At 40.0% G+C, this 20,844-nt stretch carries 24 protein-coding genes; 1 reads left to right on the top strand and 23 read right to left on the bottom strand.

What is annotated here, in order from left to right; translation table 11 throughout:
- Nucleotides 1–11 precede the first annotated feature (11 nt).
- Nucleotides 12–812: a 4-hydroxy-tetrahydrodipicolinate reductase gene (dapB, locus tag ACIQXR_RS01975; protein WP_402869139.1), complete on the bottom strand. Its 801-nt coding sequence runs from the start codon at nt 810–812 to the stop codon at nt 12–14.
- A complete protein-coding gene (locus ACIQXR_RS01970; RefSeq protein ID WP_402956708.1) occupies nt 805–1,158 on the bottom strand; it encodes a nucleotide pyrophosphohydrolase in 354 nt (117 codons plus the stop codon). Before ACIQXR_RS01970 ends, dapB begins: the two co-directional genes overlap by 8 nt.
- A gap of 170 nt (nt 1,159–1,328) precedes the next feature.
- Between ACIQXR_RS01970 and ACIQXR_RS01965 the strand changes: the two genes are divergently transcribed.
- Nucleotides 1,329–2,201, top strand: a complete 873-nt coding sequence (locus ACIQXR_RS01965) for a YitT family protein (RefSeq protein ID WP_402869141.1) — start codon at nt 1,329–1,331, stop codon at nt 2,199–2,201.
- 93 nt (nt 2,202–2,294) lie between these two features.
- Here ACIQXR_RS01965 and ACIQXR_RS01960 read toward each other — a convergent pair whose 3' ends face one another.
- From ACIQXR_RS01960 to mtrB, 21 genes are all read right to left on the bottom strand, one after another.
- Complete coding sequence (locus tag ACIQXR_RS01960) at nt 2,295–2,969, bottom strand: zinc metallopeptidase (protein WP_402956706.1); 675 nt, start codon at nt 2,967–2,969, stop codon at nt 2,295–2,297.
- Nucleotides 2,970–3,055: 86 nt separating this feature from the next.
- A complete protein-coding gene (gene ypjB, locus ACIQXR_RS01955) occupies nt 3,056–3,841 on the bottom strand; it encodes a sporulation protein YpjB (protein WP_402869144.1) in 786 nt (261 codons plus the stop codon).
- A gap of 114 nt (nt 3,842–3,955) precedes the next feature.
- Complete coding sequence (gene lhaT, locus ACIQXR_RS01950; protein WP_403079385.1) at nt 3,956–4,552, bottom strand: lipoprotein heptaprenylglyceryl N-acetyltransferase LhaT; 597 nt, start codon at nt 4,550–4,552, stop codon at nt 3,956–3,958.
- A gap of 160 nt (nt 4,553–4,712) precedes the next feature.
- The gene (locus ACIQXR_RS01945) at nt 4,713–5,480 is read right to left on the bottom strand and encodes a menaquinol-cytochrome c reductase cytochrome b/c subunit (RefSeq protein ID WP_402869148.1); all 768 of its coding nucleotides are present in this window, start codon (nt 5,478–5,480) and stop codon (nt 4,713–4,715) included.
- A gap of 54 nt (nt 5,481–5,534) precedes the next feature.
- The gene (gene qcrB, locus ACIQXR_RS01940) at nt 5,535–6,209 is read right to left on the bottom strand and encodes a menaquinol-cytochrome c reductase cytochrome b subunit (RefSeq protein ID WP_034307974.1); all 675 of its coding nucleotides are present in this window, start codon (nt 6,207–6,209) and stop codon (nt 5,535–5,537) included.
- 3 nt (nt 6,210–6,212) lie between these two features.
- On the bottom strand, nt 6,213–6,719 hold the full coding sequence (locus ACIQXR_RS01935) for a QcrA and Rieske domain-containing protein (protein ID WP_402869149.1): 507 nt from the start codon (nt 6,717–6,719) through the stop codon (nt 6,213–6,215).
- Between the two features lie 169 nt (nt 6,720–6,888).
- Nucleotides 6,889–7,341, bottom strand: a complete 453-nt coding sequence (locus ACIQXR_RS01930; RefSeq protein WP_402869151.1) for a YpiF family protein — start codon at nt 7,339–7,341, stop codon at nt 6,889–6,891.
- A 169-nt stretch (nt 7,342–7,510) separates the two neighbouring features.
- Nucleotides 7,511–8,062: a ReoY family proteolytic degradation factor gene (locus ACIQXR_RS01925; RefSeq protein ID WP_402869153.1), complete on the bottom strand. Its 552-nt coding sequence runs from the start codon at nt 8,060–8,062 to the stop codon at nt 7,511–7,513.
- A 28-nt stretch (nt 8,063–8,090) separates the two neighbouring features.
- On the bottom strand, nt 8,091–9,359 hold the full coding sequence (locus ACIQXR_RS01920) for a tetratricopeptide repeat protein (RefSeq protein WP_402956702.1): 1,269 nt from the start codon (nt 9,357–9,359) through the stop codon (nt 8,091–8,093).
- A 372-nt stretch (nt 9,360–9,731) separates the two neighbouring features.
- On the bottom strand, nt 9,732–11,018 hold the full coding sequence (gene aroA / locus ACIQXR_RS01915) for a 3-phosphoshikimate 1-carboxyvinyltransferase (RefSeq protein ID WP_402869157.1): 1,287 nt from the start codon (nt 11,016–11,018) through the stop codon (nt 9,732–9,734).
- Between the two features lie 26 nt (nt 11,019–11,044).
- Entirely contained in the window at nt 11,045–12,148 is a 1,104-nt protein-coding gene (locus tag ACIQXR_RS01910) for a prephenate dehydrogenase (protein WP_402869158.1), read from the bottom strand.
- Between the two features lie 42 nt (nt 12,149–12,190).
- Entirely contained in the window at nt 12,191–13,303 is a 1,113-nt protein-coding gene (gene hisC, locus ACIQXR_RS01905; RefSeq protein ID WP_403079384.1) for a histidinol-phosphate transaminase, read from the bottom strand.
- Nucleotides 13,304–13,352: 49 nt separating this feature from the next.
- Nucleotides 13,353–13,745 (bottom strand): chorismate mutase, encoded by a 393-nt coding sequence (gene aroH / locus ACIQXR_RS01900; RefSeq protein WP_402869162.1) that lies wholly within the window; start codon nt 13,743–13,745, stop codon nt 13,353–13,355.
- A gap of 22 nt (nt 13,746–13,767) precedes the next feature.
- Nucleotides 13,768–14,847, bottom strand: a complete 1,080-nt coding sequence (aroB, locus tag ACIQXR_RS01895) for a 3-dehydroquinate synthase (RefSeq protein ID WP_402956694.1) — start codon at nt 14,845–14,847, stop codon at nt 13,768–13,770.
- Nucleotides 14,848–14,849: 2 nt separating this feature from the next.
- On the bottom strand, nt 14,850–16,022 hold the full coding sequence (gene aroC, locus ACIQXR_RS01890; RefSeq protein WP_403079382.1) for a chorismate synthase: 1,173 nt from the start codon (nt 16,020–16,022) through the stop codon (nt 14,850–14,852).
- Between the two features lie 287 nt (nt 16,023–16,309).
- The gene (locus ACIQXR_RS01885) at nt 16,310–17,083 is read right to left on the bottom strand and encodes a CheR family methyltransferase (protein WP_403079380.1); all 774 of its coding nucleotides are present in this window, start codon (nt 17,081–17,083) and stop codon (nt 16,310–16,312) included.
- Between the two features lie 183 nt (nt 17,084–17,266).
- On the bottom strand, nt 17,267–17,713 hold the full coding sequence (gene ndk / locus ACIQXR_RS01880; protein WP_402869169.1) for a nucleoside-diphosphate kinase: 447 nt from the start codon (nt 17,711–17,713) through the stop codon (nt 17,267–17,269).
- A 96-nt stretch (nt 17,714–17,809) separates the two neighbouring features.
- On the bottom strand, nt 17,810–18,772 hold the full coding sequence (gene hepT / locus ACIQXR_RS01875; protein WP_402956690.1) for a heptaprenyl diphosphate synthase component II: 963 nt from the start codon (nt 18,770–18,772) through the stop codon (nt 17,810–17,812).
- Between the two features lie 28 nt (nt 18,773–18,800).
- Nucleotides 18,801–19,517 carry a demethylmenaquinone methyltransferase gene (locus ACIQXR_RS01870; RefSeq protein ID WP_402869172.1) on the bottom strand — a complete coding sequence of 239 codons (717 nt, stop codon included), beginning with the start codon at nt 19,515–19,517 and terminating at the stop codon, nt 18,801–18,803.
- A gap of 3 nt (nt 19,518–19,520) precedes the next feature.
- On the bottom strand, nt 19,521–20,345 hold the full coding sequence (locus tag ACIQXR_RS01865) for a heptaprenyl diphosphate synthase component 1 (protein WP_402869173.1): 825 nt from the start codon (nt 20,343–20,345) through the stop codon (nt 19,521–19,523).
- Between the two features lie 238 nt (nt 20,346–20,583).
- Complete coding sequence (gene mtrB, locus ACIQXR_RS01860) at nt 20,584–20,829, bottom strand: trp RNA-binding attenuation protein MtrB (RefSeq protein ID WP_402869175.1); 246 nt, start codon at nt 20,827–20,829, stop codon at nt 20,584–20,586.
- Nucleotides 20,830–20,844: the final 15 nt, after the last annotated feature.

Here is a 20,844-nt window from a genome sequence, read left to right as displayed (position 1 = left end):
CTCCTTAATCCCTACTCGATAATATTTTCCAAGCCATAAACAAGTACATCGAGTTTCATGACTGTTTCCACAGCAAGCTTTACTCCTGTCATGAATGATGCACGGTTAAATGAATCATGGCGTACCGTCAAGAGTTCCCCATCGCTCCCGAATAGTACCTGTTGATGGGCAACAAGTCCTGGAAGGCGTACACTGTGGATATGCATGCCATCGATCTTGGCTCCTCGAGCCCCTTGAATCGTCTCTTTCTCGTTTGGATGCCCTTGTTCTTTTGTTTCGCGGACTGCCGCTATCATATCTGCCGTTTTTGAGGCAGTTCCGGAAGGTGCATCCAATTTTTGATCATGATGCATTTCAATAATTTCAACATCCGGAAAGTATTTGGCTGCCATTTGTGAAAACTTCATCATCAAGATTGCGCCAATCGCAAAATTGGGTGCGATGATACAACCAATGCCTTTTTCCTTAGTCAAAGAATCCAGTTTCTCTAAATCCGATTTAGAAAAACCTGTCGTACCTACAACAGGGCGAATACCATGGTTCAAGGCTGTTTCTGTATGGTACATCCCAACTTCCGGTGTTGTTAAATCAATCAATACATCTGCTTCCACCTTGGAAAAGCATTCATTAATATCTGAATACACTGGTGCCTCAATGCCATTGAACCCCTCGATAGTAGATAAGTTCTCTCCATTAAACTTACGATCTATAACAGCGGCTAATTGAAATCCATCTGTGCGATGTACCAATTTCACCGCTTCATTTCCCATTCTGCCACGCGGCCCCGCAACAATCACTCTCACTTCACTCATCCTTCATTCCCCCTACGTTCTCATCTTTTTTTGTCCATCTGTCTTTATCCCGGGTTGTAAATTTATGCATGACCATATCATGCGATTTTTGTAGATCAATGCCAAGGGAATTAGCAAAACAGATCATCACGAACAACATATCCCCCAATTCCTCTTCAACTGTATTTTCTTTTTCAGTCAATTTTTTAGGTTTTTCGCCATAGTAATGATTGACTTCTCTTGCAAGTTCCCCGAGCTCCTCTGACATGCGTGCAAGCATGGCCAATGGGCTAAAATATCCTTCTTTAAATTGTCCTATGTATTGATCGACCTCAGCTTGCATTTGTTGAATCGTTTTCTGTTCCATTTTGTCACCCATTCTTGATATTCGATTACAAATATTTATTTCTACTCCATGTTAGCTAAAAGTGCAAGAGATGACAACCGATACGCCCACCGTAATTAATTGCTCACAAATGGTTAATTGGTTATAATAAGTAAATTACTTGAATACATACGTTTTGGGGGTCTCTAGACATGCTAAACGGTTTAAAAGTGAAAAACATCCTGTTCATCCTAATTGGAGCTGGAATTTTTGCATTCGGCCTTGTCCATTTCAATATGCAAAATAACTTGGCAGAAGGCGGGTTCACTGGTCTTACCTTGATTATATATCAACTCATTGGTTTAAATCCGTCATATTCCAATTTGATATTAAATATTCCCCTTTTCTTCGTTGGTTGGAAATACTTGGGCCGAACTTCTTTTTTTTATACAATCGTTGGCACTGTCGGTTTATCGGCTTGGCTTTGGATTTTTGAAAGGTATCAGTTTGAAATAAATCTTGGCCAAGATTTAATGCTGGTTGCCTTGTTTGCAGGGGTCTTTGTCGGTGTTGGCCTGGGCATCATATTCCGGTATGGCGGAACGACGGGCGGAGTTGATATTATTGCCCAATTTGCTCATCGTTATTTAGGGATGGGGATGGGGCGTACCATGTTTATATTCGATGCGGTCGTCATTGGTCTTTCCATTTTAACTTATTTGGATTATCGAGAAGCGATGTATACCCTCGTAGCCGTATTCATAGGGGCGCGCGTCATCGACTTTATGCAAGAAGGTGCCTACGCTGCAAGAGGAGCCATGATTATCAGTGAGAAAAATGAAGAAATTGCTGAAAGGATCATGCATGACATGGATCGGGGGGTAACAGTCTTGAAAGGCTATGGTTCATTCACAAAAAACAATCGTGAAATTCTATATTGTGTCGTTGCCAAAAATGAACTTGTCCGATTAAAAAGTGCTATAACGTCAGTCGACCCCCATGCTTTTGTGTCTGTCAGTGAAGTACATGACGTTCTAGGAGAAGGTTTTACGTTAGATGAAAACAAAAATCCAATAATACGATAACGCTTTCGGATGATCCTTGAAATATCCCTGTAGTTCGTACGTGAATGTAGAGATTGAAAAAGGCATGATTTCAAAATGAAATCATGCCTTTTCTTAATCTTCTTCCCTCATACCTGTGTACATAAGCAGAAGGCGAACTAATTCGAGTACAGCTACAAGAGCAGCAGCTACATAGGTCATCGCGGCAGCACTTAACACTTTTTTCGTTTCTCTCTCTTCATCATTTCGGATGACTCCAACGGAAACAAGTTGATCCATTGCCCGTGAGGAAGCATTAAACTCAACTGGCAGAGTGACTACCTGAAATAATACAGCTGCAGCCATGAATACGATACCCGCTAATAATAAAGCTGGTATGTTCGCAAACATACCGACTAAAATTAAAATCCAGGAAATATTCGAACCAAAGTTTGCGACTGGGACTAACGCATGACGAATCCGCAAGAATGCATAAGCTTCCTTATCTTGTATCGCATGTCCAACTTCATGGGCTGCAACAGCTACACCAGCAACTGAATGTCCATGATAGTTATCTGTGGATAAGCGTACTGTCTTATCTCTTGGATCGTAATGATCGGATAGCATGCCTGGTGTTTCTTCGACTCTTACATTGTAGAGACCATTTTGGTCGAGAATGGCCCTAGCAGTCTCTGCACCATTCATACCTGATGAAGCAGGCACTTGAGAGTACTTTTTATACGTACTCTTCACTTTCATTTGTGCGTAAATCGGGATTAAGATGATAATCGCCAAATAAATGAAATACATGGTTTCCTCCTAAGAACTATAATTACTTTTATTCTATGGATACGGGACGGTCATGTCAAATATAGTGTTCTTCAGGGTAGCGCCTTTCAATCATTACGTTCCTTGGTTGGCTTTTCACGATCTCCCTTATATTTTCTCCAACCTACATAGGATAGCGTCATAATTATTATACTGCCCGTTGAAATGATCACCCACCATAAGGAGGGGTCTGAATCGTCTTCTCCCATTTCCTCAAAGACAGCCGTCAATTCATCCTGCAGGTCTTCCATTTCTTTTTGATTTCCACCTTTCCTAATCACTTCAGGACGATATTGATCCATATACTGAATTCGGGTATCCAACTGTTGAATTGTTTCCCTGGAAAGGTCCACTTTTAAACTGGGATAAATCATTTCATATTGCGAGAGGAATAAGTTCAATTGATCATTAAAAGTGATGGCATCTTGATTGGTTGCCGCGTCTTTCGTTTGTCTAAAAGAATTCATCATTTGATCTTCCATTTCAGTCCAGAGGGGTTGATGCGTAGACTTAACTGCATCCATTACAAGTCTAAACTTAGTGACGGAATTAATCTTTTCGGAATCTCCCTTACTACTATCCTTTATCGTCATCAATGCTTCATTATGAGCAACGGTAATGATTCGAAGTTCGTCCATATCAAGAATTTGCTCTATTGCAGTCTTTTTTATAAACTGATCAGAAAAAAATGTCAGCATCTTTTCTGAATCATCATATCGCTTCAACTTGGCCATTTCGAGAGCTTTATCCGAAATGTTGTCCAACTTCTCCAAATTTGAAGAGGATTGTGCATAAACAGGGAAATTCAAGACGGAAAATAAAAGGGCAGTGGTTAAGATGAATTTTTTCAACATGATACTCGTCCCTCCTCATATCTCTACTAAAACGATATGAGCAAAAAAACATGAGTAGACCATGTTCATGATAAAAAAATAACCTTGCCCATTTAATTATGAACAAGGTCATTTTTACTTTATGAAAGAAAGCGTAAATCTCCCTTTTCTGTATCCGAAATACCAAGCAACGAAAATGGACAATATACTGAGCCAAAACGTGAAATAACCGATCATATCCATATACTCAAATAAATCACGATAGCTGGGCATCATCTTAAAAACGTAATCGATTATATCATTATGTATGGTCCAGATTCCGGCCAAAATTAAATGCCAAGGTTTTATTCTGTAAAATGGTGCGTATAATATCCCCTGAATTGCCATCCCTAAATGGGATGCCATTAACATATAGCCTTCTATTGGCAATGTGCCGGTCGTCAATAAAGTAAGTACGTTCATCACAACGGCCCAAATACCATATTTGAATAAAGTCATGATTGCCAAGGCTTCCACGAAACCAAAGTTTTTCTTGAGTAGAAATCCTACTAATACAAGTGAAAAAAACAAAGAAGCCGTTGGGCTATCAGGTACAAATGGTAAAAAGATAGCAGGTGTTTCAGCTAATTGATAACCATACCAATAATATCCATATGCCGTTCCGAATACATTCACTATTAACAATAAAACAAGTACTTGCCGATGCGCAAACCAACTATAAATCACATTCATCCACTTTTCCCTCGCATTCTCTATATATTCATATTACAGATTCTATCCTCCAAATCCAAGTTTTTCTTTTAAATTGTCATTCCATTCAATAAAAATGGCTGACAACAGAGTTGTCAGCCATTTTTATTCAGCAGTAGCGAAAAACAAATGCTACCTGCATTTATTTTGCTGATAAACCAGAAACGAATTCAGCCAATGTCTTCAATTCTTCATCAGAACCTTTGAACATACCAGCTGGCATTGCCCCTTGACCTTTGACAGCAATTTTAGAAACTTCTTCTGGAGTTAAACCGGTGTCAATCAAGCTAGGTGCTCCTGCCCCACCTGTCAATTCTGCTCCATGACAGCTTATACATCCGCTTGAATCCATAAGCTTATAACCATCACTATCTTTATCGATGTCAGCACCTTCTACGATGGCCCCCTGCTTTTTAGAAGCTTCCCAATCGTGATGGGCCGCCGATTCCCATGTTAAATAAAACACTCCAGCAATGGCTAATAACATAAACCCTACAGCAAATGGGCGTTTAGCTGGACTACGCTCAGGACCGCGATCTAAAAACGGTGCCAGAAGCAATGCTCCAAAAGCTAAACCTGGTATAACCATGGCTCCAATTGCATTGTACGGACCTGAAGCATAGGTATACTTAAGTAATTGGTAAAGGAATAGAAAATACCAGTCAGGCAGCGGAATGTACGCTGTATCTGTCGGATCGGCTATCCTTTCCAATGGGGACGGATGTGCAACTGTCAAGCATAAATAGCCAACTAAAAATACTGCTCCGACCATCCATTCCTTTAAAAGGAAATTCGGCCAAAATGCTTCAGTTTTCCCAGGATATTCAGAATAATCTTTCGGAATATTCGGTTTACGGTTCGCAGAAATACGCGAGTCGCCTACGAATTTCATACCTTTCCCACGATGCATTGAATGATCCCCTCCTTTATGAAAAGGTTTTTATGATTCTTGTTCCATATTCTTTTATAGTGGACCTGAAATACCTTGCTTACGAATCATTAAGAAATGAGCCGCCAATAATGCAAATAATGCCGCAGGAAGGAAGAATACATGAATCGCGAAGAATCGAGTCAATGTCTGTGCACCAACGATTGTTGGGTCTCCTGCTATCAATGTCTTAAGTGCCGGTCCCATTAAAGGTACCGATTCGACAATGGTCAGTGTAACTTTTGTTGCAAATAGCGCTTTCATATCCCATGGTAATAAGTATCCTGTTAAACCCAATGCCAGCATAATAAAGAAGATTAATACGCCAACCATCCAGTTCAATTCGCGCGGTTTTTTGTAAGCTCCCTGGAAGAAGACACGAAGAGTATGTAAGAACATCATAACGATAACTAGACTTGCTCCCCAGTGATGCATGCCACGGACAATTTGACCGAAGGCCACTTCGTTTTGTAAATAATAAACCGATTCCCAAGCATTCTTGATATCGGGTACATAATACATCGTCAAGAACATACCTGACAAAATTTGAATGACCGTGATAAAGAAAGTTAACCCACCAAAACAATATACGAATGCAGAAAAATGATGCGCAGGGTTAACATGTTCCGGAACCTCATGGTCAGCAATATCCCGCCATAACGGCGTAATGTCTAAACGCTCGTCCACCCAGTCATATAACTTTGTTAGCAATGTTTACGCCTCCCCGTGCGGTTTTAGTTGACCTAAATAAAGAATTCCGTCTTTTTCTTTCGTGTCAAAGACATCCAAAGGTGAAATCGGTGGTGTCCCTTTCACGTTCATGCCATCTTTCGTGTACCTGCCATAATGACAAGGACAGAAGAACTGGTTTGGATTAGATTTATCCGTATTCCACGCTACCGTACAACCTAAATGCTTACAAATTGGAGATAGTGCAACTAACTTCCCATCATCCGTTTTATAAACCCAAGCTGTGTTTGTTTCTTCAGACTCATACCACCCGTCGACCTGCTTAAAGCTAAAATCAACTCGGACTGGTTCTGTAGTCAGTTCGCTTACCTTCTGCTTAGTTGCAATGTAATCCCCGCCTTTATCAGCTGATAGTACTGGATCAATTGCAAACCTAACCATAGGCATCAACATACCGGCCGCCATAAATCCACCAACGCCAGTAAGTGTGTAATTAAGGAATTGACGTCGTGAAACATTATGTTTGCTCATGCGTTTTCCCCCCCTCTATTACTATATTGAGAGCCCATTGGACCACTAAATAGCAACACTATAAAACTAGGACATTTCCATGATATATCAATAATTTCCCAAGGTCAATATTTGTAAAACCCAAAAGGTGGCAACTATGTGTCAAAAAATGAAAAAAACCCTTATTTTATTAGCTTTTCCAGTAATGAGTAAATATGTCTAGAATTTGATTGACTTGTTGGCTAATCATAGCCCTAGCTTGGGCATTTTCTAAATTTTCAAGCGGGATGGCAGGAATCCAAACCAAATGATGCTCCAATTCCAATTCATTCTTTTTCCACTCGATATCCGATGTAAGGAAAAATACATGCTTAAAGTTGTTTGCTTCCAGTTTTTCAGACCAACGCTTTAGAATGGAAAGCTTGTCCTCCTCATCACTTAGGTAGTGAAATGTTGGCATTAAAAGCATTCTGCCCTTCATTTGCTTTTCGATTTCCATACTCAAAATAGTAATGAATTCGTTATTCGAACCTGACTGTTTCATTTGTTCTCCAAAAGAGAGGGGAACCAATGGTATTAATGCCGTATCCACAAACTCTTTTGCATGGATATACATATCCAATTCTTTTGCTGACCACTTCATATTCTTTACTCCACTCCCACTTTATCGAATCAACTCCTTTTCATTGTACCATTTATCGTAATATCTTTACCATATACCCCTAGTATTCATAAAAATGTAGTTTTTAACCATATTTTTTAAAAAAATAAAAATAAAAAACCTTTCCTGCTTCAGGAAAGGTCTTTGCAATTTATCCCAGTACTTTTAGTTGATTGAGTTGTTCCGTTAAATCCTTAAAAGCTTGTTCATCATGTTTATCCAACGCTTCATCGATTGCCTTGAGTATTCGGTCTCTCTCGAAATGAAGCATACTCTTCTCTAAAAACTGCTCAGCAAGTAGCTGATCTTTTTCATTAGCGGCTGTTGATTTTGGCATGAACGGGTTATTTTCCAATACTGCGGCGTATTGATAAGACGAATAAGCTGATTTGAAATTTAGCTGGATATAGATATCCTCATCCCGATTCAATCGAATATCATGAAAAGATTTCTCTGCATCGGTTGTCATGATATTGGATTTATAAAATCTGAAAGGCACTTCCTCCACACAATGGGTAGACATGATAAGACCACGGGGACAATATTGTGCATTCTCTACAAAATGGACCTTTTTCATTAATTGGTCGTGACTCATTAGATAATTTAAAATCCAAACACATTCTCTTCTTTTAAGTTGATAATGATTTAAAAACCACCGAATAAAATCCTTTTTCTCATTTACAGAAACAGGGGTAGCCACCATGAATTCCCTCCTCTGTCTTACTATTTTTTTATAGCCCTGAACTTTCACCTAAACGTTCCAAAATCATCGCATATTCATCATTTGCCGGATTTATTACGAGCAGCTTGTTAAATACTTCTCTAGCAGTAGCGCTGTCTCCTTCTTCAATTAAAAAGAAACCGTAATCCTCCAGAAAATCCGGATTGTCTCTGAAAGAATTATATGCTTTACCATAGCTGGTTAATGACTCTTTATATTGCTCTGTTTTTTGATAACAGACAGCAGCTATCCATTCAAACTGTGGATCATCCTCGCCATATCTCCTTACCTCACCAATGCATTCTAAAATATCTTCATACCTTTCATTATGCATATAGAGCTTCAGTAGGGTAAGGGCAGCTTCTAAGTAGCCGGGATCGATTGCCAAAGCCTCTTTGAATAGGTTTTCCGCTTCATCCTCCAAACCGCTTTTCAAGGCGATTTTACCACCGAAGAAATATAGTTCCTTATTGAACTCATCTGCCTTGATGCCTTCCTTAACCGTATTCAAAGCCTTATCAAGATCCTCTAGATGTTCATAGCTTTTTGCTAAGTATAAGTAGAGGGAATGGTACTCATGGTCTATTTCCTTCAGTTCGATAAACTTGCGCACGGCAGTTTCATATAGACCAGCTTGGAAGGCAGTAAAGGCGTATTCAAATAGCGTATTGATTTCGACGCTACCATCTAAGGCCTTCTCGAAGTAAGGAAGGGCCTCCTCGAATTTCCCCGAACTACTCAACGCTTCCGCAAGACGCTGATTGACGTTCACCCCTGCAATTTCATGTTCCCGTTCTAATACCTTTATGTAATTTGCAATGGCATCCTGGTCTCTTCCTTGATGATAAAATAGTTCAGCTAGTGCAAAATCAATGATGATCTCATCCGGCAATAATTCCTTAGCCTGCAACAATTTCCTTTCACTGACCTCGCTCATCCCCTGTAATTGATAAAGGTCTGCTTCTAGTAATAGGGCACTTGGATAGACCTCATCTTCCGGGCTGACTTTTTCAAGCATCAGCATGGCTTCATCTTCTTGATCCATATCGATAAGGATTTCTGCTAAAGAAACAATCAACTCGCCCTCGTCTGGATACAGTGCCAGTAGATGCTCAAAAAGATCCTTAGCTTCCTCGACAAACCCAAGTTGGAACATTTCCTCAGCCAACAATAAGATGTCCTCTGCCGACTCTGATGATTTAATTCGATTTATATGTTTAAGAGCTTCTGTTAATTCCCCTTTTTTTAAATACTGAATAACTTGTTCTACTATATTCATAGCTGCTTCCTTCCTTTTGCATAAACTTAGTCTCTAGACAAACAACATCACGCAAAACGTCAACTTTCCTATCATAAAAAGGATGAAACGGATCGTGAAGATGTTTAGTAAAAACAGTAATATTTAGTTTACCATACTGCAGCCCGGTAATTCCATTGATGTAGTTCCCCCCATTCTTCATAAAAAAAGGTTACTATCTAATTCTCCATGGAAAGGAGAATCTCCTTTTTGATTAATCGGACCTTTATCATCAGTCCCCACCGTTATATTTCATAAAACGTTATTTTGACAACGCTTACAAAGGGATAGGAGCAAAAAACAAAAAAATAAAAAAAGTTTGCAGCACCAAAATATCTGCAAACTTTTTTCAATTCACTTAATCAAGTATGTTAAATGGTCAAAAAATTCCGGATACGAAACATCAATGGCTCCTGGGTCTTCCAGTTGAACATCCCCATTAGTAATTAATGCCGCTATTGCAAGCATCATTCCAATGCGGTGATCTCCATGACTCGTGACCGTCCCTCCCTGAAGGGATTTACGCCCACTAATAATCAATCCATCTGCAGTCGGCGTTATATCCGCTCCCAGGATTTTAAGCTCATTGGCCACCGTGTCTATCCGGTTCGTCTCTTTTACCTTTAACTCACTAGCATCCTTGATTGTGGTAATACCTTCCGCTTGAGTGGCTAGGAGAGCAATGACCGGAATCTCGTCAATTAAACGAGGAATCAAATCACCACTGATCGTCGTCCCTTTTAATTGGGAACTCCGTACAGTAACGTCTCCTGCGGGTTCACCTTCTCCAGAATGTAAATCGACCGTTATATCCGCTCCCATTGCCTTCATCACTTCAATAATGCCTGTTCTTGTGGGATTAAGGCCTACGTTTTTCAAAACAACTTCACTATTTTTTGTAATCGCTGCAGCTACCATAAAGAATGCAGCCGAAGAAATATCGCCAGGCACATGTATAGTAGTTCCTTTGAACAACTGATTGCCACTTACTTTAATCGTTTGACCGTCTTTTTCAATTTTTCCACCAAATTGTTGGATCATCCGTTCAGTATGGTCTCGTGTCGCTTCCGGCTCCACGATGATCGTTTCTCCTTCAGCTTGTAGCCCCGCAAGGATAATGGCAGATTTGACCTGGGCACTAGCTACAGGCAATTGATAGCGAACCCCTTGTAATTGCCCTCCCCTTATGGAAAGGGGCGTGTATTCGCCGTCTTTACGTCCGTCTATGAGCGCTCCCATCTCACGGAGGGGATTCACCACTCTTGTCATCGGCCGTTTAGCAATGGAGGAATCACCAGCGAGGACTGCAGAAAAGTCTTGTCCAGCCAAGATACCTAGCATCAATCGAATCGTAGTTCCAGAATTTCCGACATCCAGGACTTCACGAGGCTCAGTCAACCCATTGAATCCTTTCCCCTCTATACGGACTAGCTGACCCTCTTGTTCTATGCTCACGCCAAGCTGCTTGAAACAGGAGATTGTACTTAAGCAATCCGCACCAGGTAAAAAATTAGTAACCTCCGTAACCCCTTCAGCTAGCGCTCCAAACATAATAGATCGATGGGAGATAGACTTATCCCCCGGTACAGCGATCGTTCCACGCAAAGATTGAATGTTCGTTGGCAACCTTTTTGTCTTCATACAACCATCCTTCACCATGTATTATTTTATGCCAGAATCGTTTCATAATCAGTATGCCTCGCCACACAATCAGCAGCTTTAATACGGTCTTCCTCTGTCTGGAAGCTGATTACTAGTACGCCATATATTTCTTCCCTTGTTTCGATGATTCGTATATTCGTTATACTGATTCCTTCCTGTGCCAAATAACCAGTAATCTCTGAAATGACCCCTGAGTAATCTGGTATATCAACATATAAATCATAAAACGCCGGAATGGCACCTTTCATATTGCTCGGTAAGTCATCCCTATATACCTTGGCATCAGTAAAGAAACGAAAAATTTCTTCGCTATCTTCATTGGCTACAAGTTCTTTGATATATTCCATTTCCCTTAACCAATCATTCATCAACACTAATAGCACTTCACGGTTATGTAATAAAATATCACGCCACATTTCGGGATTACTGGAAGCTATTCTAGTAATATCACGAAAGCCTCCTGCAGCAAGCCTTGAAATCAGCTCATTCTCCTGACTGTATGCTTCCGCCTGTTTGACAAGGCCTGAGGCGATGATATGTGGAAAATGACTGATCACTCCTGTAATTCTGTCGTGGGTATCAGGTGAGACTACCAAAAAATTAGCTCTTGTGCCACTTAACCATTGTTTTAACTGCTCTATTCTTTCTTCCTCGACATGTTCCTCTGGAGTAAGTAAATAGAACGCGTGCTCAAATAAGTGCAATTTGGCTGCCCCCGCTCCACTCTTGTGGGAACCAGCCATTGGATGGCCCCCTATGAAGGTGTAACCTCTATTGATCAAGCTGCTGGCCGCATTCACAACGGTTGTTTTCGTACTTGCAGCATCCGATATGATGACATCCCTTTTTAAGTCCAGATGAGCTAATTCCGCTAAAGTCCGGACCGTTTCATTGACGGGGACCGCCATTAAGATTAAATCGGCATCACAGGCGCCAGCTTCAAGAGAAGATACGGAATCATCAATGATTCCTAATAAGGTGGCTAGTTGTAAATTCTTTTCGTTTAAATCATAACCAACAATTACAGCGTCAGGATGAGCATGGCGGATAGCCATGGCCAACGATCCACCAATTAGTCCGAGGCCAATTACGAAAACCTTTCCTTTCACTCTTCTCTCCCCCGCTCCTTTAGTCCTCTAACCTAGATGAAATTAATGTATTGAATTAGAAGGCAAACTTACTTCAGTCAAGAATGATTTAATAGCACGAATCATTCCTTCATTTTCCTCCGTCGACCCAATCGTCACACGGACGCTATTTGGGAAACCGAATGACTTACCTGATCTTGCGATATATCCCCGCTCCAATAAAAACTGAAATACTGCATCAGCGTCATGATTGAAATGAATGAAAATAAAATTACCCTGAGATGGATAATATGAGAGATTTTCCGATTCACAAAACTCATAATACTGTTGTAGACCTTTTTGGTTTTCCGTCCTACATTTTTCTATGAAGGCCTGGTCCTCTAATGCCACGACGGCAATCTTTTGTCCGAATGTATTCACATTGAATGGTTCACGCGATGGATCAAGCTTCTGGATAATGTCTTCATCAGCCAATCCGTATCCAACTCTAAAGCTGGCAAGACCGTATATTTTTGAAAATGTTCGAAGTATGATCAGATTCTTATATTTATTGATCCATTGATTGGTTCTCGGATAATCCTCAGCCACTGCATATTCACTATAGGCTTCATCTAAAACAACAAGTACATCTTCCGGAACTTTTTCAAGGAATGCAATTAAATCAGGTTCGGGAATGTATTTTCCTGTCGGATTATTAGGTGTACAGATCCAAATAACAGATGTGTTTTCATCAATAGCATTAAGCATACCTTCTAGGTCATGAGCTCCGTCAATGTGCGGCACTTCTCTAATTTCCGCCCCTTCAAGGGTGGCATTATGTCGATACTGTGAAAAAGTCCCCGTAGCCATAACAGTGTTTTTTCCCGCTCCAAGCAAACTCCTTGATATTATTTGAATATTCTCATCTGATCCATTCCCAAAAATAAGTTGTGTCTCTTTAACACCTGTATGTATACCAACGGCCTCTCTAAGCGAGGTTGCATATCCGTCAGGGTAAATAGCGAAAGAATGGCTTGCATTTTTTATGCTATCTTTAACTTTTTCGGAACACCCAAACGGATTTTCATTTGAAGCAAGTTTCACTATTTTTTCAAGACCATACATTTTCTTCACTTCATCGGTTGATTTTCCCGGTTGATAAGATTTCAAGGAAAGGACCGCTTCATTCCATTTCATATCATTCACCCCTATTTTTACTACTTTAAAGCAACAAAGTGCACAAATATTATACCATATCTTTTTTCTTGAATTCTAATTTTTTAGTTAAATCCGGCCTCAAAACAGTGGCACCCGCTTGATATACATGCTCAATATCTCTCTGCGATTTCGTCGTCTCTACATGAAGCATCACTCTTATACAGGAAGGCAAAGAATTTATCACAGGAATTTCTTGCATACAAGTGACCGGTACATATGTCCACCCTTCAAATTTCCTGAGGGCTTTGGCAGGGAAGACGGAGCGTATATCATCCGTTGCAGAAAAAAATACGGAGGCAACCATTTCAGGTTCAATATCGTTTTTTCGAATAATTTCTTCCAACAGTAGTTCAACAGCAGAAATCACTTCTGATTCTGTGTCATTTTCTACGGTTGTTGCGCCCCTTATTCCTCTAATCACACACGATTCCCCCATTCTTCAATCACATTAAATCAGTCATTTCTTCTAACAGTAGCGAATCTTCCATATCCATTAACACAGGAGAACCCAATTGTTTTAGCAAGACAAATGTAGCACCGCCATGGACGGACTTTTTATCAGTTTTCATCAAATGGAGCAATACTTCTTTTTCAAGCTGCTGAGGTATAGTTGTTTGATAACCTAAAGAGGAAACCCATTGTATGAACTCGTTAAGGTTAAAATCAAGATCCTGTTTCTTCTGACTTAATTTCAGGGCGTAGACCATTCCTATTAAAATGGATTCGCCATGAGTAAAGTTACCATATCCCATAGAGCCTTCAATAGCATGACCAAGTGTATGACCAAAATTTAAATAGGCACGGATACCCGTTTCTTTTTCGTCCTTTTCTACGATGGATGCTTTTATGCTTATCCCTTTTGTAATCATGATTAGAAATTGTTCATCCGTTACATTGGTGAGATCCACAATATTCAACCTTAACCATCGGTAAAAGTCTTCATCAGCAATCAAGGAATGCTTAATTACTTCGGCAAAACCCGAACGTAACTCTTGTAATGGAAGCGTATGTAAAAATTCAAGGTCATAAAAGACCGCTTCAGGCTGGTGAAAGGCACCAACCATATTTTTTCCTAGTGGATGGTTGATGGCAACCTTGCCACCAACAGCACTATCATGCGCAAGTAAAGTCGTCGGGATCTGGATAAACGGGATTCCCCTCATAAAAGTGGCCGCAACAAATCCAGCTAGGTCGCCGACTGCACCACCGCCAAGAGCAATAATCATTGACTTCCGATTAAGTCGTTGGGATAAGGCGTAGCTCTGGCACTCGTAAAATACGTCAAATGTCTTAGCATGCTCCCCTTCCGGAACAACATGGTGCAACACCGGTTTTCCCGTCTTAATTAAAGCGCTTTTGACTGTCTGTAAATGCAATTCTGCTACTTTTTCATCCGTAATGATTAAAATCTTGCTTACATGACTATATTCATTGGAAATGAAATCGGATAATTCATGAATCGCATTCTTGCCTATTACAACCGGGTATTGCTTGGAAGCCGTTTTAATTTGTATGGATTCCATCGTTAAAACTCCTTTACTTCTTCCCGATAAGAATTTATGTATTCTTCCAATCGATCAAAGCGGTCTGAAGGAAATTGTTCCACGATTGCCGTCGCAAGTTCCCAGGCCACTACTGCCTCGGCAACCACGGCTGCAGCTGGCACAGCACAGCTATCAGAGCGCTCCACACTTGCTTCAAATACTTCCTTAGTATCGATATCAACGCTTTTCAACGGTTTATATAATGTCGGAATTGGCTTCATGACACCACGTACAACAATCGGCATACCAGTCGTCATCCCGCCTTCAAAACCACCCAGGCGATTCGTTTTCCGATAGTAGCCCTTATCCTTGTCCCAAGCTATCTCATCATGAACATCACTACCGAATCGATGAGCCGCTTCGAATCCTATACCTATCTCGACACCTTTAAAAGCGTTAATGCTCATAATTGCCGCTGCAAGCTTAGCATCGAGTTTACGGTCATAATGAACATAGCTTCCAACGCCCACTGGCATTCCTTCAACAATGACTTCCACAACGCCGCCGATTGAATCTCCCTTTTGTTTAGCATCATCAATGGCATCCTTCATTTGTTGCTCGACATTCTTATCAAAACATCTGACTGAAGATTCTTCCGTCACCTGCTGTAACTGCTGAATCGACTCATATTGAGGAGGATCAGCCTTTATACCACCGATTTCAAGTACATGTGATGCCACTTCAATTCCTAACAAAGCCAGTAATTTTTTAGCTACTGCACCTGCTGCCACACGCACGGTCGTTTCGCGGGCCGATGAGCGCTCCAAAACGTTCCGTAAATCACGATGACCGTATTTAATGCCACCATTCAAGTCTGCATGACCTGGACGTGGACGCGTAATTTTGCGTTTGATCTCTTCAGCTTCTTCCTCTGATAGAGCTTCACTTCCCATGATTCTGGTCCAATGCTTCCAATCGTCATTCTCGACTACCAATGCGATCGGTGATCCCAACGTGTAACCATGTCTGATTCCAGAAGATATGAAGGCTTGATCCTTTTCAATCTGCATTCTTCTTCCTCGGCCATGCCCTTTTTGCCGGCGACCCAAATCTTTGTTAATATCCTCATTTGTAATTGGCATACCCGCTGGTAAACCTTCAATAATAGTAGTTAGCTGCGGACCATGTGATTCTCCCGCTGTTAAATATCTCATTTTCCTGCCCCCTTTTAGCACTTTAAAGGATTTATGTATCAATATAACACAATTTTATGAAAAGTGGGAATACAGTTAAAGCAAAATCAATATTTCTTTATATTTCAACACTTTTCTTTTATTATTTTACATGTTCTCAAACAATTTCGATATAGTTTAATCTTTCCCAAGCTAACATTTCACCCCCATCTTCTCTCTCAGCTTACCAAAAATGGCCCTTTAGTCCAATAACGTATATAGAAAAGAGAACTGAATGTTCCATTCAGCCCTCTATACCGTAAATCTATTTACTTTTTCTTATAAAAGAATGTGTCTATGGTTTCAAATTCATATTTTCCCGGATTAAAAATCTGTTCTGTACTCCCCACAAAAAAGACACCACCACTTTTCAAAGATGCACTGAATTTATCATATAAAAGACATTTTGCGTCTTCAGTAAAATAAATCAAGACATTTCGACAGACGACTAAGTCAAAACCCTGTTCAAATCGATCTGCAAGTAGATTATGTTTCTTAAAGGTGACTGTTCGCTTAATTTCATCTTCAACACGATAAAAATCATCTTCTTTTTTAAAGTGCTTGTTCTTTATATCATCTGGCACTTCATTCAAAGAACGCTCAGGATACACCCCCATTTTGGCCCGGGCAATTACGTTTTCATCTAAATCCGTTGCCAATATTTCAATTTGGCTTAATGGAACAAGATTCGATAAAATCATCGCAATTGTATATGGCTCTTCACCGGTTGAACAGGCAGCACTCCATATTTTTAATTTTTTTTTGCTGGCTAAGAGGGAAGGCAGGACTTTTTTCTCTAAAACTTCCCATCTCTTCGCATTCCGATAAAATTCCGAAACATTAATCGTCATTCTGTCTAAAAACTCATTTAATACTTTAGAATTGGACTGAATGTCTTTAAAATATTCCCGGAATGATCGATACCCTCTTTTCTCATACAGAGAGGTGAGACGACGTTTCATTTGCCCTTCCTTGTACAATGACAAATCAATGCCTGTCAACACTTTAATATTGCGAATAAACTCTTCATATTCTTGAGGCATTGCTGTGACTCCCCCGAACTTATTGATTTATGTCGTTCTTCTCTTTATATCGGAGTGGGCTTGGGATTCTTTAAATAATAATGCCGCTTTACGCCTTTAATTTCAATAACTGCAAAGATACAAAAAAAGCGGGTTCTGTCGAATCATTCGACAAAACCCGCTTTTATATTCTTACCTACCTAATTAGTAAACCCATTCGTTAGCGATTTTTGAATACTCAACTAGTTCTTCTTCTTTGAAGAATAAACCAATTTCACGTGCAGCGCTTTCAGCTGAGTCTGATCCGTGAATGATGTTTTTGCCTACAGTAACTGCGAAGTCGCCACGAATTGTAGCTGCTGCAGCATCTTTAGGATTAGTAGCACCCATCATTTGACGAGCAGTTGCAATTACGTTTTCACCTTCCCAAACCATTGCGAAAACAGGGCCTGAAGTGATGAAGTCCACTAATTCGCCGAAGAAAGGACGTTCTTTGTGCTCTCCGTAATGTTGCTCAGCTAATTCCTGAGAGATAACCATTAATTTTGCTCCAGCTAATAGGAAGCCTTTCTTTTCGAAACGAGAAACGATTTCACCGATTAAATTACGTTGAACGCCGTCAGGCTTTACCATTAAAAATGTTTTTTCCATAATTGTCACTCCTAATATGTATCATAGTTATTTGCCTTTATAAGGCAATCCTTTTAGAATACTACCATGGTTTGTCCAGTTTCGCAACTGCAAGCTTTAAAACTTCCTTTTTCCGATGTTTTTTGCTATGTCAGATAATGTCTTCCTCGCCTTTATGGCGGGAAGTCCTTTCAATTCCGAGAAAGCCTTTTCTAAATAAAGGTCACTTATCTTAGCCGCTTGTTCAATGGCACCTGAAGACTTGATAGCTGTAATGATTTTCGATAAATCTTCTTTGGACATATCTTCCCTAACCGTTTCGATTAGCTTTTTAAGCATTGGGTCTTCCATTGCAATCAAAACGGGTAAGGTGATGTTTCCCTGTATCAAATCACTGCCTGCCGGCTTACCCAATTCTTCTTCAGATGCAGTGAAGTCCAGGATATCATCTGTTATTTGATAAGACATGCCAACATAATAACCAAATCTAAATAACTTTTGATGGATTTTTTCATCAACACCGGCAGCAATCGCCCCGAGCTGGCAGCTTGAAGCTATGAGTAACGCTGTTTTTCTCTTTATCCTTCGAAGATAAATTCGCCAGTTTTGATTGAAATTGTATTTATCCTTAATTTGCTCTATTTCCCCAAGGCACAATTCGACCATGGTATCCGCGAGAATCTTATGTGCAAGCGGGGTCTCAATCACTGCCATCATTTCCAGTGCTCTTGCAAAAATGAAGTCGCCGGTATACATGGCAACACGATTGTCCCATTTCGATTTAATAGTGGCAGACCCTCTGCGTAAATCCGCATCATCTACAACATCATCATGTACGAGTGAAGCCGTGTGTATCAGTTCCAATGTCGCTGCAACATGCTTGACTACATGGATATCATAATCGCCAAACTTCGCCCCTAAAAGGACGAATACCGGGCGAATACGTTTTCCACCTGATTGCAGTAAATGTAGTGAAGCTTCCCGCAAAACCGTGGAATCCGCTATAATTGCCGCTTCTAATTCTTTTTCAATTAATTGCAAATCTGTATTCAAGAAGGAATACATCATTCTATATTTCATAAATTCCACCCAGCTTTGTCCATTGCTTTTATGCTTTATTTAAAGGCTTATATCCGAAATGTGTTGCAGCAACGCCACCAAAATGCGCTTTATAACTCACTTTTTCCATGCCTGCCTGCTTAAACATACTTTCAAGTTTTTTCATACCCGGGAAATCGCGTGCAGATTCCTGAAGCCAAGAATATTCATTATAGCTTTTAGCGAACAACTTGCCGAAAACCGGCATGATAAAACGAAAATAAAAATAATAGCCCTGTTTAAAACCTAGCATCGTTGGCTGCGAAGTATCGAGACAAACGACCATTCCCCCAGGCTTTACCACTCGGTTTAATTCTTTAAGGACTTGCATGTAATCTGGCACATTCCGAAGGCCAAAGCCAATCGTTACGTAATCAAAGCTATTATCATCAAAAGGGAGTTCCATTGCATTACCATGCATAAGAGAAACATGATCCAATTTAAGATCTTTGACTTTTTGTTCGCCAATTTTCAGCATGTTCTTACTGAAATCCAACCCTATTACTTTTCCTTCCGGTCCGACTTCATTAGCGAGCGCAATGGTCCAATCCGCCGTTCCACAGCATACATCGAGTGCATGGGCGCCTTTTGGGACTTTCATGATATCCATGGTCGCCTTTCGCCATTTTAGATGCTGCTTAAAGCTGATGAGGGAATTCATCTTGTCATAATTTCCGTATATCTTTTCAAAAACATGATGAACTTTTTGCTCTTTAGACTGTTCCATGGCTCAACCTTCTTTCACACATGAATTCGCTTGATTCTTTGTTTGCTTAAGTATCTCGCTCACTCTTTGTAAGATTTCTTCATTTTTTTTTGTTACATTCCGAGAGGAAAGTTCTACAGCTTTACTTACATCTCTTAGACATCTATCTATTTCAATCTTTACTCGTTCTTCTTTTTCTGATGAATGGACGTTATTACGCTTTCCTTCATCGATGATATTTCTCATGTTATCAAAGACAATCGATTGGCCAGTAAGCAAATAGTTTGTCTTTTCAGTCTGCAGTCGATTTAAAAGAAGCAGGTCTTCCGAAATCTCCATCCAATCAGGTCGTTTATAATATTCGGCCATTTTATAAACAAGCGAGGATTCGATTGCCTTTAGAGTATTTAGAAGTGTAGGAAGATCGCTTATGCATTTTTGATAAAGAATAATTTTATTATCGTTGATTTTCTTTATCGCACTTGAAAGTACGCGGATCATCTCAATGTTTCCGATACTCGCTAGCCCCTGATAATACAGGCCGCTGTAGTAATCACCTGCAAGGACTTGTAATTGCCGATTTTTCAAAACCTGAGGCGTTTCCGGCCCATCGAATGAATTAGAGACGATTTCATGGGTATCAAGAGCAATTTGAACGAGCATGGTCGATTCAATGTATTGATTCCGCTCTTCGTTTAAAACGTCCAGATCATTAAACAAGCCCCAAAGTAATATTAATTTATTTTCATCAACTAATGGCTTTTGGATATATTTAAGTAAATAAGGATGTTGAGCCTTTGTTTCTATCGTTTGTTTTAATTGTCTTAAGTCATTCGTTATGTTTAACAATTGAGATCACCTTTGCATCCCCGAAAGATAATTTTTTCATACATATTCGTTTCTTATCTGTGTAAAATACACATTATTATACCATAAAAACAATCAGTTGAAATGAACAACGTTTATAAAATGATACATCCCTGAATGGGAAGGAATATCTTTTATTCTTTCTAACCAACTGGATGCAGAAGTTTTCTTAAATAAATGTGTGAAATAGGTGAGGAATAACCTTTTAGGTGAGAATCATTTACTTCACGGTTGGATTCTTTTTTGACTCACTTTCCATTTCACCGTAGGGAGTGTAAATCTTTGCATGTCCTCTTATTTTTATGGCCGATGTATGCTCCGTGAATTGAGCTATCATCACTTCCCCTGAGTCAAGCTTCTCAGAATGATGAAACTTGGTATCGGTCCCTCTTGTCAACCCAATCACGTTTACGCTATCTTCAATGGCTTTAATGACTACAAAATCACTTGAGAATTTTTCGTCCATTTCTATTCTCCCCCT

The organism is Peribacillus sp. NPDC097224, assembly GCF_044761985.1.
In the GTDB taxonomy this organism is placed as follows: domain Bacteria; phylum Bacillota; class Bacilli; order Bacillales; family DSM-1321; genus Peribacillus.
Note: the sequence above shows the minus strand (reverse complement) of the source record. Positions and strands in the feature narration are given on the sequence as shown.

Coding starts and splice junctions, on each gene's coding strand:
- dapB (WP_402869139.1), bottom strand. CDS start 812: ATGAGTGAAGTGAGAGTGATTGTTGCGGGGCCGCGTGGCAGAATGGGA.
- ACIQXR_RS01970 (WP_402956708.1), bottom strand. CDS start 1,158: ATGGAACAGAAAACGATTCAACAAATGCAAGCTGAGGTCGATCAATAC.
- ACIQXR_RS01965 (WP_402869141.1), top strand. CDS start 1,329: ATGCTAAACGGTTTAAAAGTGAAAAACATCCTGTTCATCCTAATTGGA.
- ACIQXR_RS01960 (WP_402956706.1), bottom strand. CDS start 2,969: ATGTATTTCATTTATTTGGCGATTATCATCTTAATCCCGATTTACGCA.
- ypjB (WP_402869144.1), bottom strand. CDS start 3,841: ATGTTGAAAAAATTCATCTTAACCACTGCCCTTTTATTTTCCGTCTTG.
- lhaT (WP_403079385.1), bottom strand. CDS start 4,552: ATGAATGTGATTTATAGTTGGTTTGCGCATCGGCAAGTACTTGTTTTA.
- ACIQXR_RS01945 (WP_402869148.1), bottom strand. CDS start 5,480: ATGCATCGTGGGAAAGGTATGAAATTCGTAGGCGACTCGCGTATTTCT.
- ACIQXR_RS01935 (WP_402869149.1), bottom strand. CDS start 6,719: ATGAGCAAACATAATGTTTCACGACGTCAATTCCTTAATTACACACTT.
- ACIQXR_RS01930 (WP_402869151.1), bottom strand. CDS start 7,341: ATGAAGTGGTCAGCAAAAGAATTGGATATGTATATCCATGCAAAAGAG.
- ACIQXR_RS01925 (WP_402869153.1), bottom strand. CDS start 8,062: ATGGTGGCTACCCCTGTTTCTGTAAATGAGAAAAAGGATTTTATTCGG.
- ACIQXR_RS01920 (WP_402956702.1), bottom strand. CDS start 9,359: ATGAATATAGTAGAACAAGTTATTCAGTATTTAAAAAAAGGGGAATTA.
- aroA (WP_402869157.1), bottom strand. CDS start 11,018: ATGAAGACAAAAAGGTTGCCAACGAACATTCAATCTTTGCGTGGAACG.
- hisC (WP_403079384.1), bottom strand. CDS start 13,303: ATGAAATGGAATGAAGCGGTCCTTTCCTTGAAATCTTATCAACCGGGA.
- aroB (WP_402956694.1), bottom strand. CDS start 14,847: ATGGAATCCATACAAATTAAAACGGCTTCCAAGCAATACCCGGTTGTA.
- aroC (WP_403079382.1), bottom strand. CDS start 16,022: ATGAGATATTTAACAGCGGGAGAATCACATGGTCCGCAGCTAACTACT.
- ACIQXR_RS01885 (WP_403079380.1), bottom strand. CDS start 17,083: ATGCCTCAAGAATATGAAGAGTTTATTCGCAATATTAAAGTGTTGACA.
- ndk (WP_402869169.1), bottom strand. CDS start 17,713: ATGGAAAAAACATTTTTAATGGTAAAGCCTGACGGCGTTCAACGTAAT.
- hepT (WP_402956690.1), bottom strand. CDS start 18,772: ATGAAATATAGAATGATGTATTCCTTCTTGAATACAGATTTGCAATTA.
- ACIQXR_RS01870 (WP_402869172.1), bottom strand. CDS start 19,517: ATGGAACAGTCTAAAGAGCAAAAAGTTCATCATGTTTTTGAAAAGATA.
- mtrB (WP_402869175.1), bottom strand. CDS start 20,829: ATGGACGAAAAATTCTCAAGTGATTTTGTAGTCATTAAAGCCATTGAA.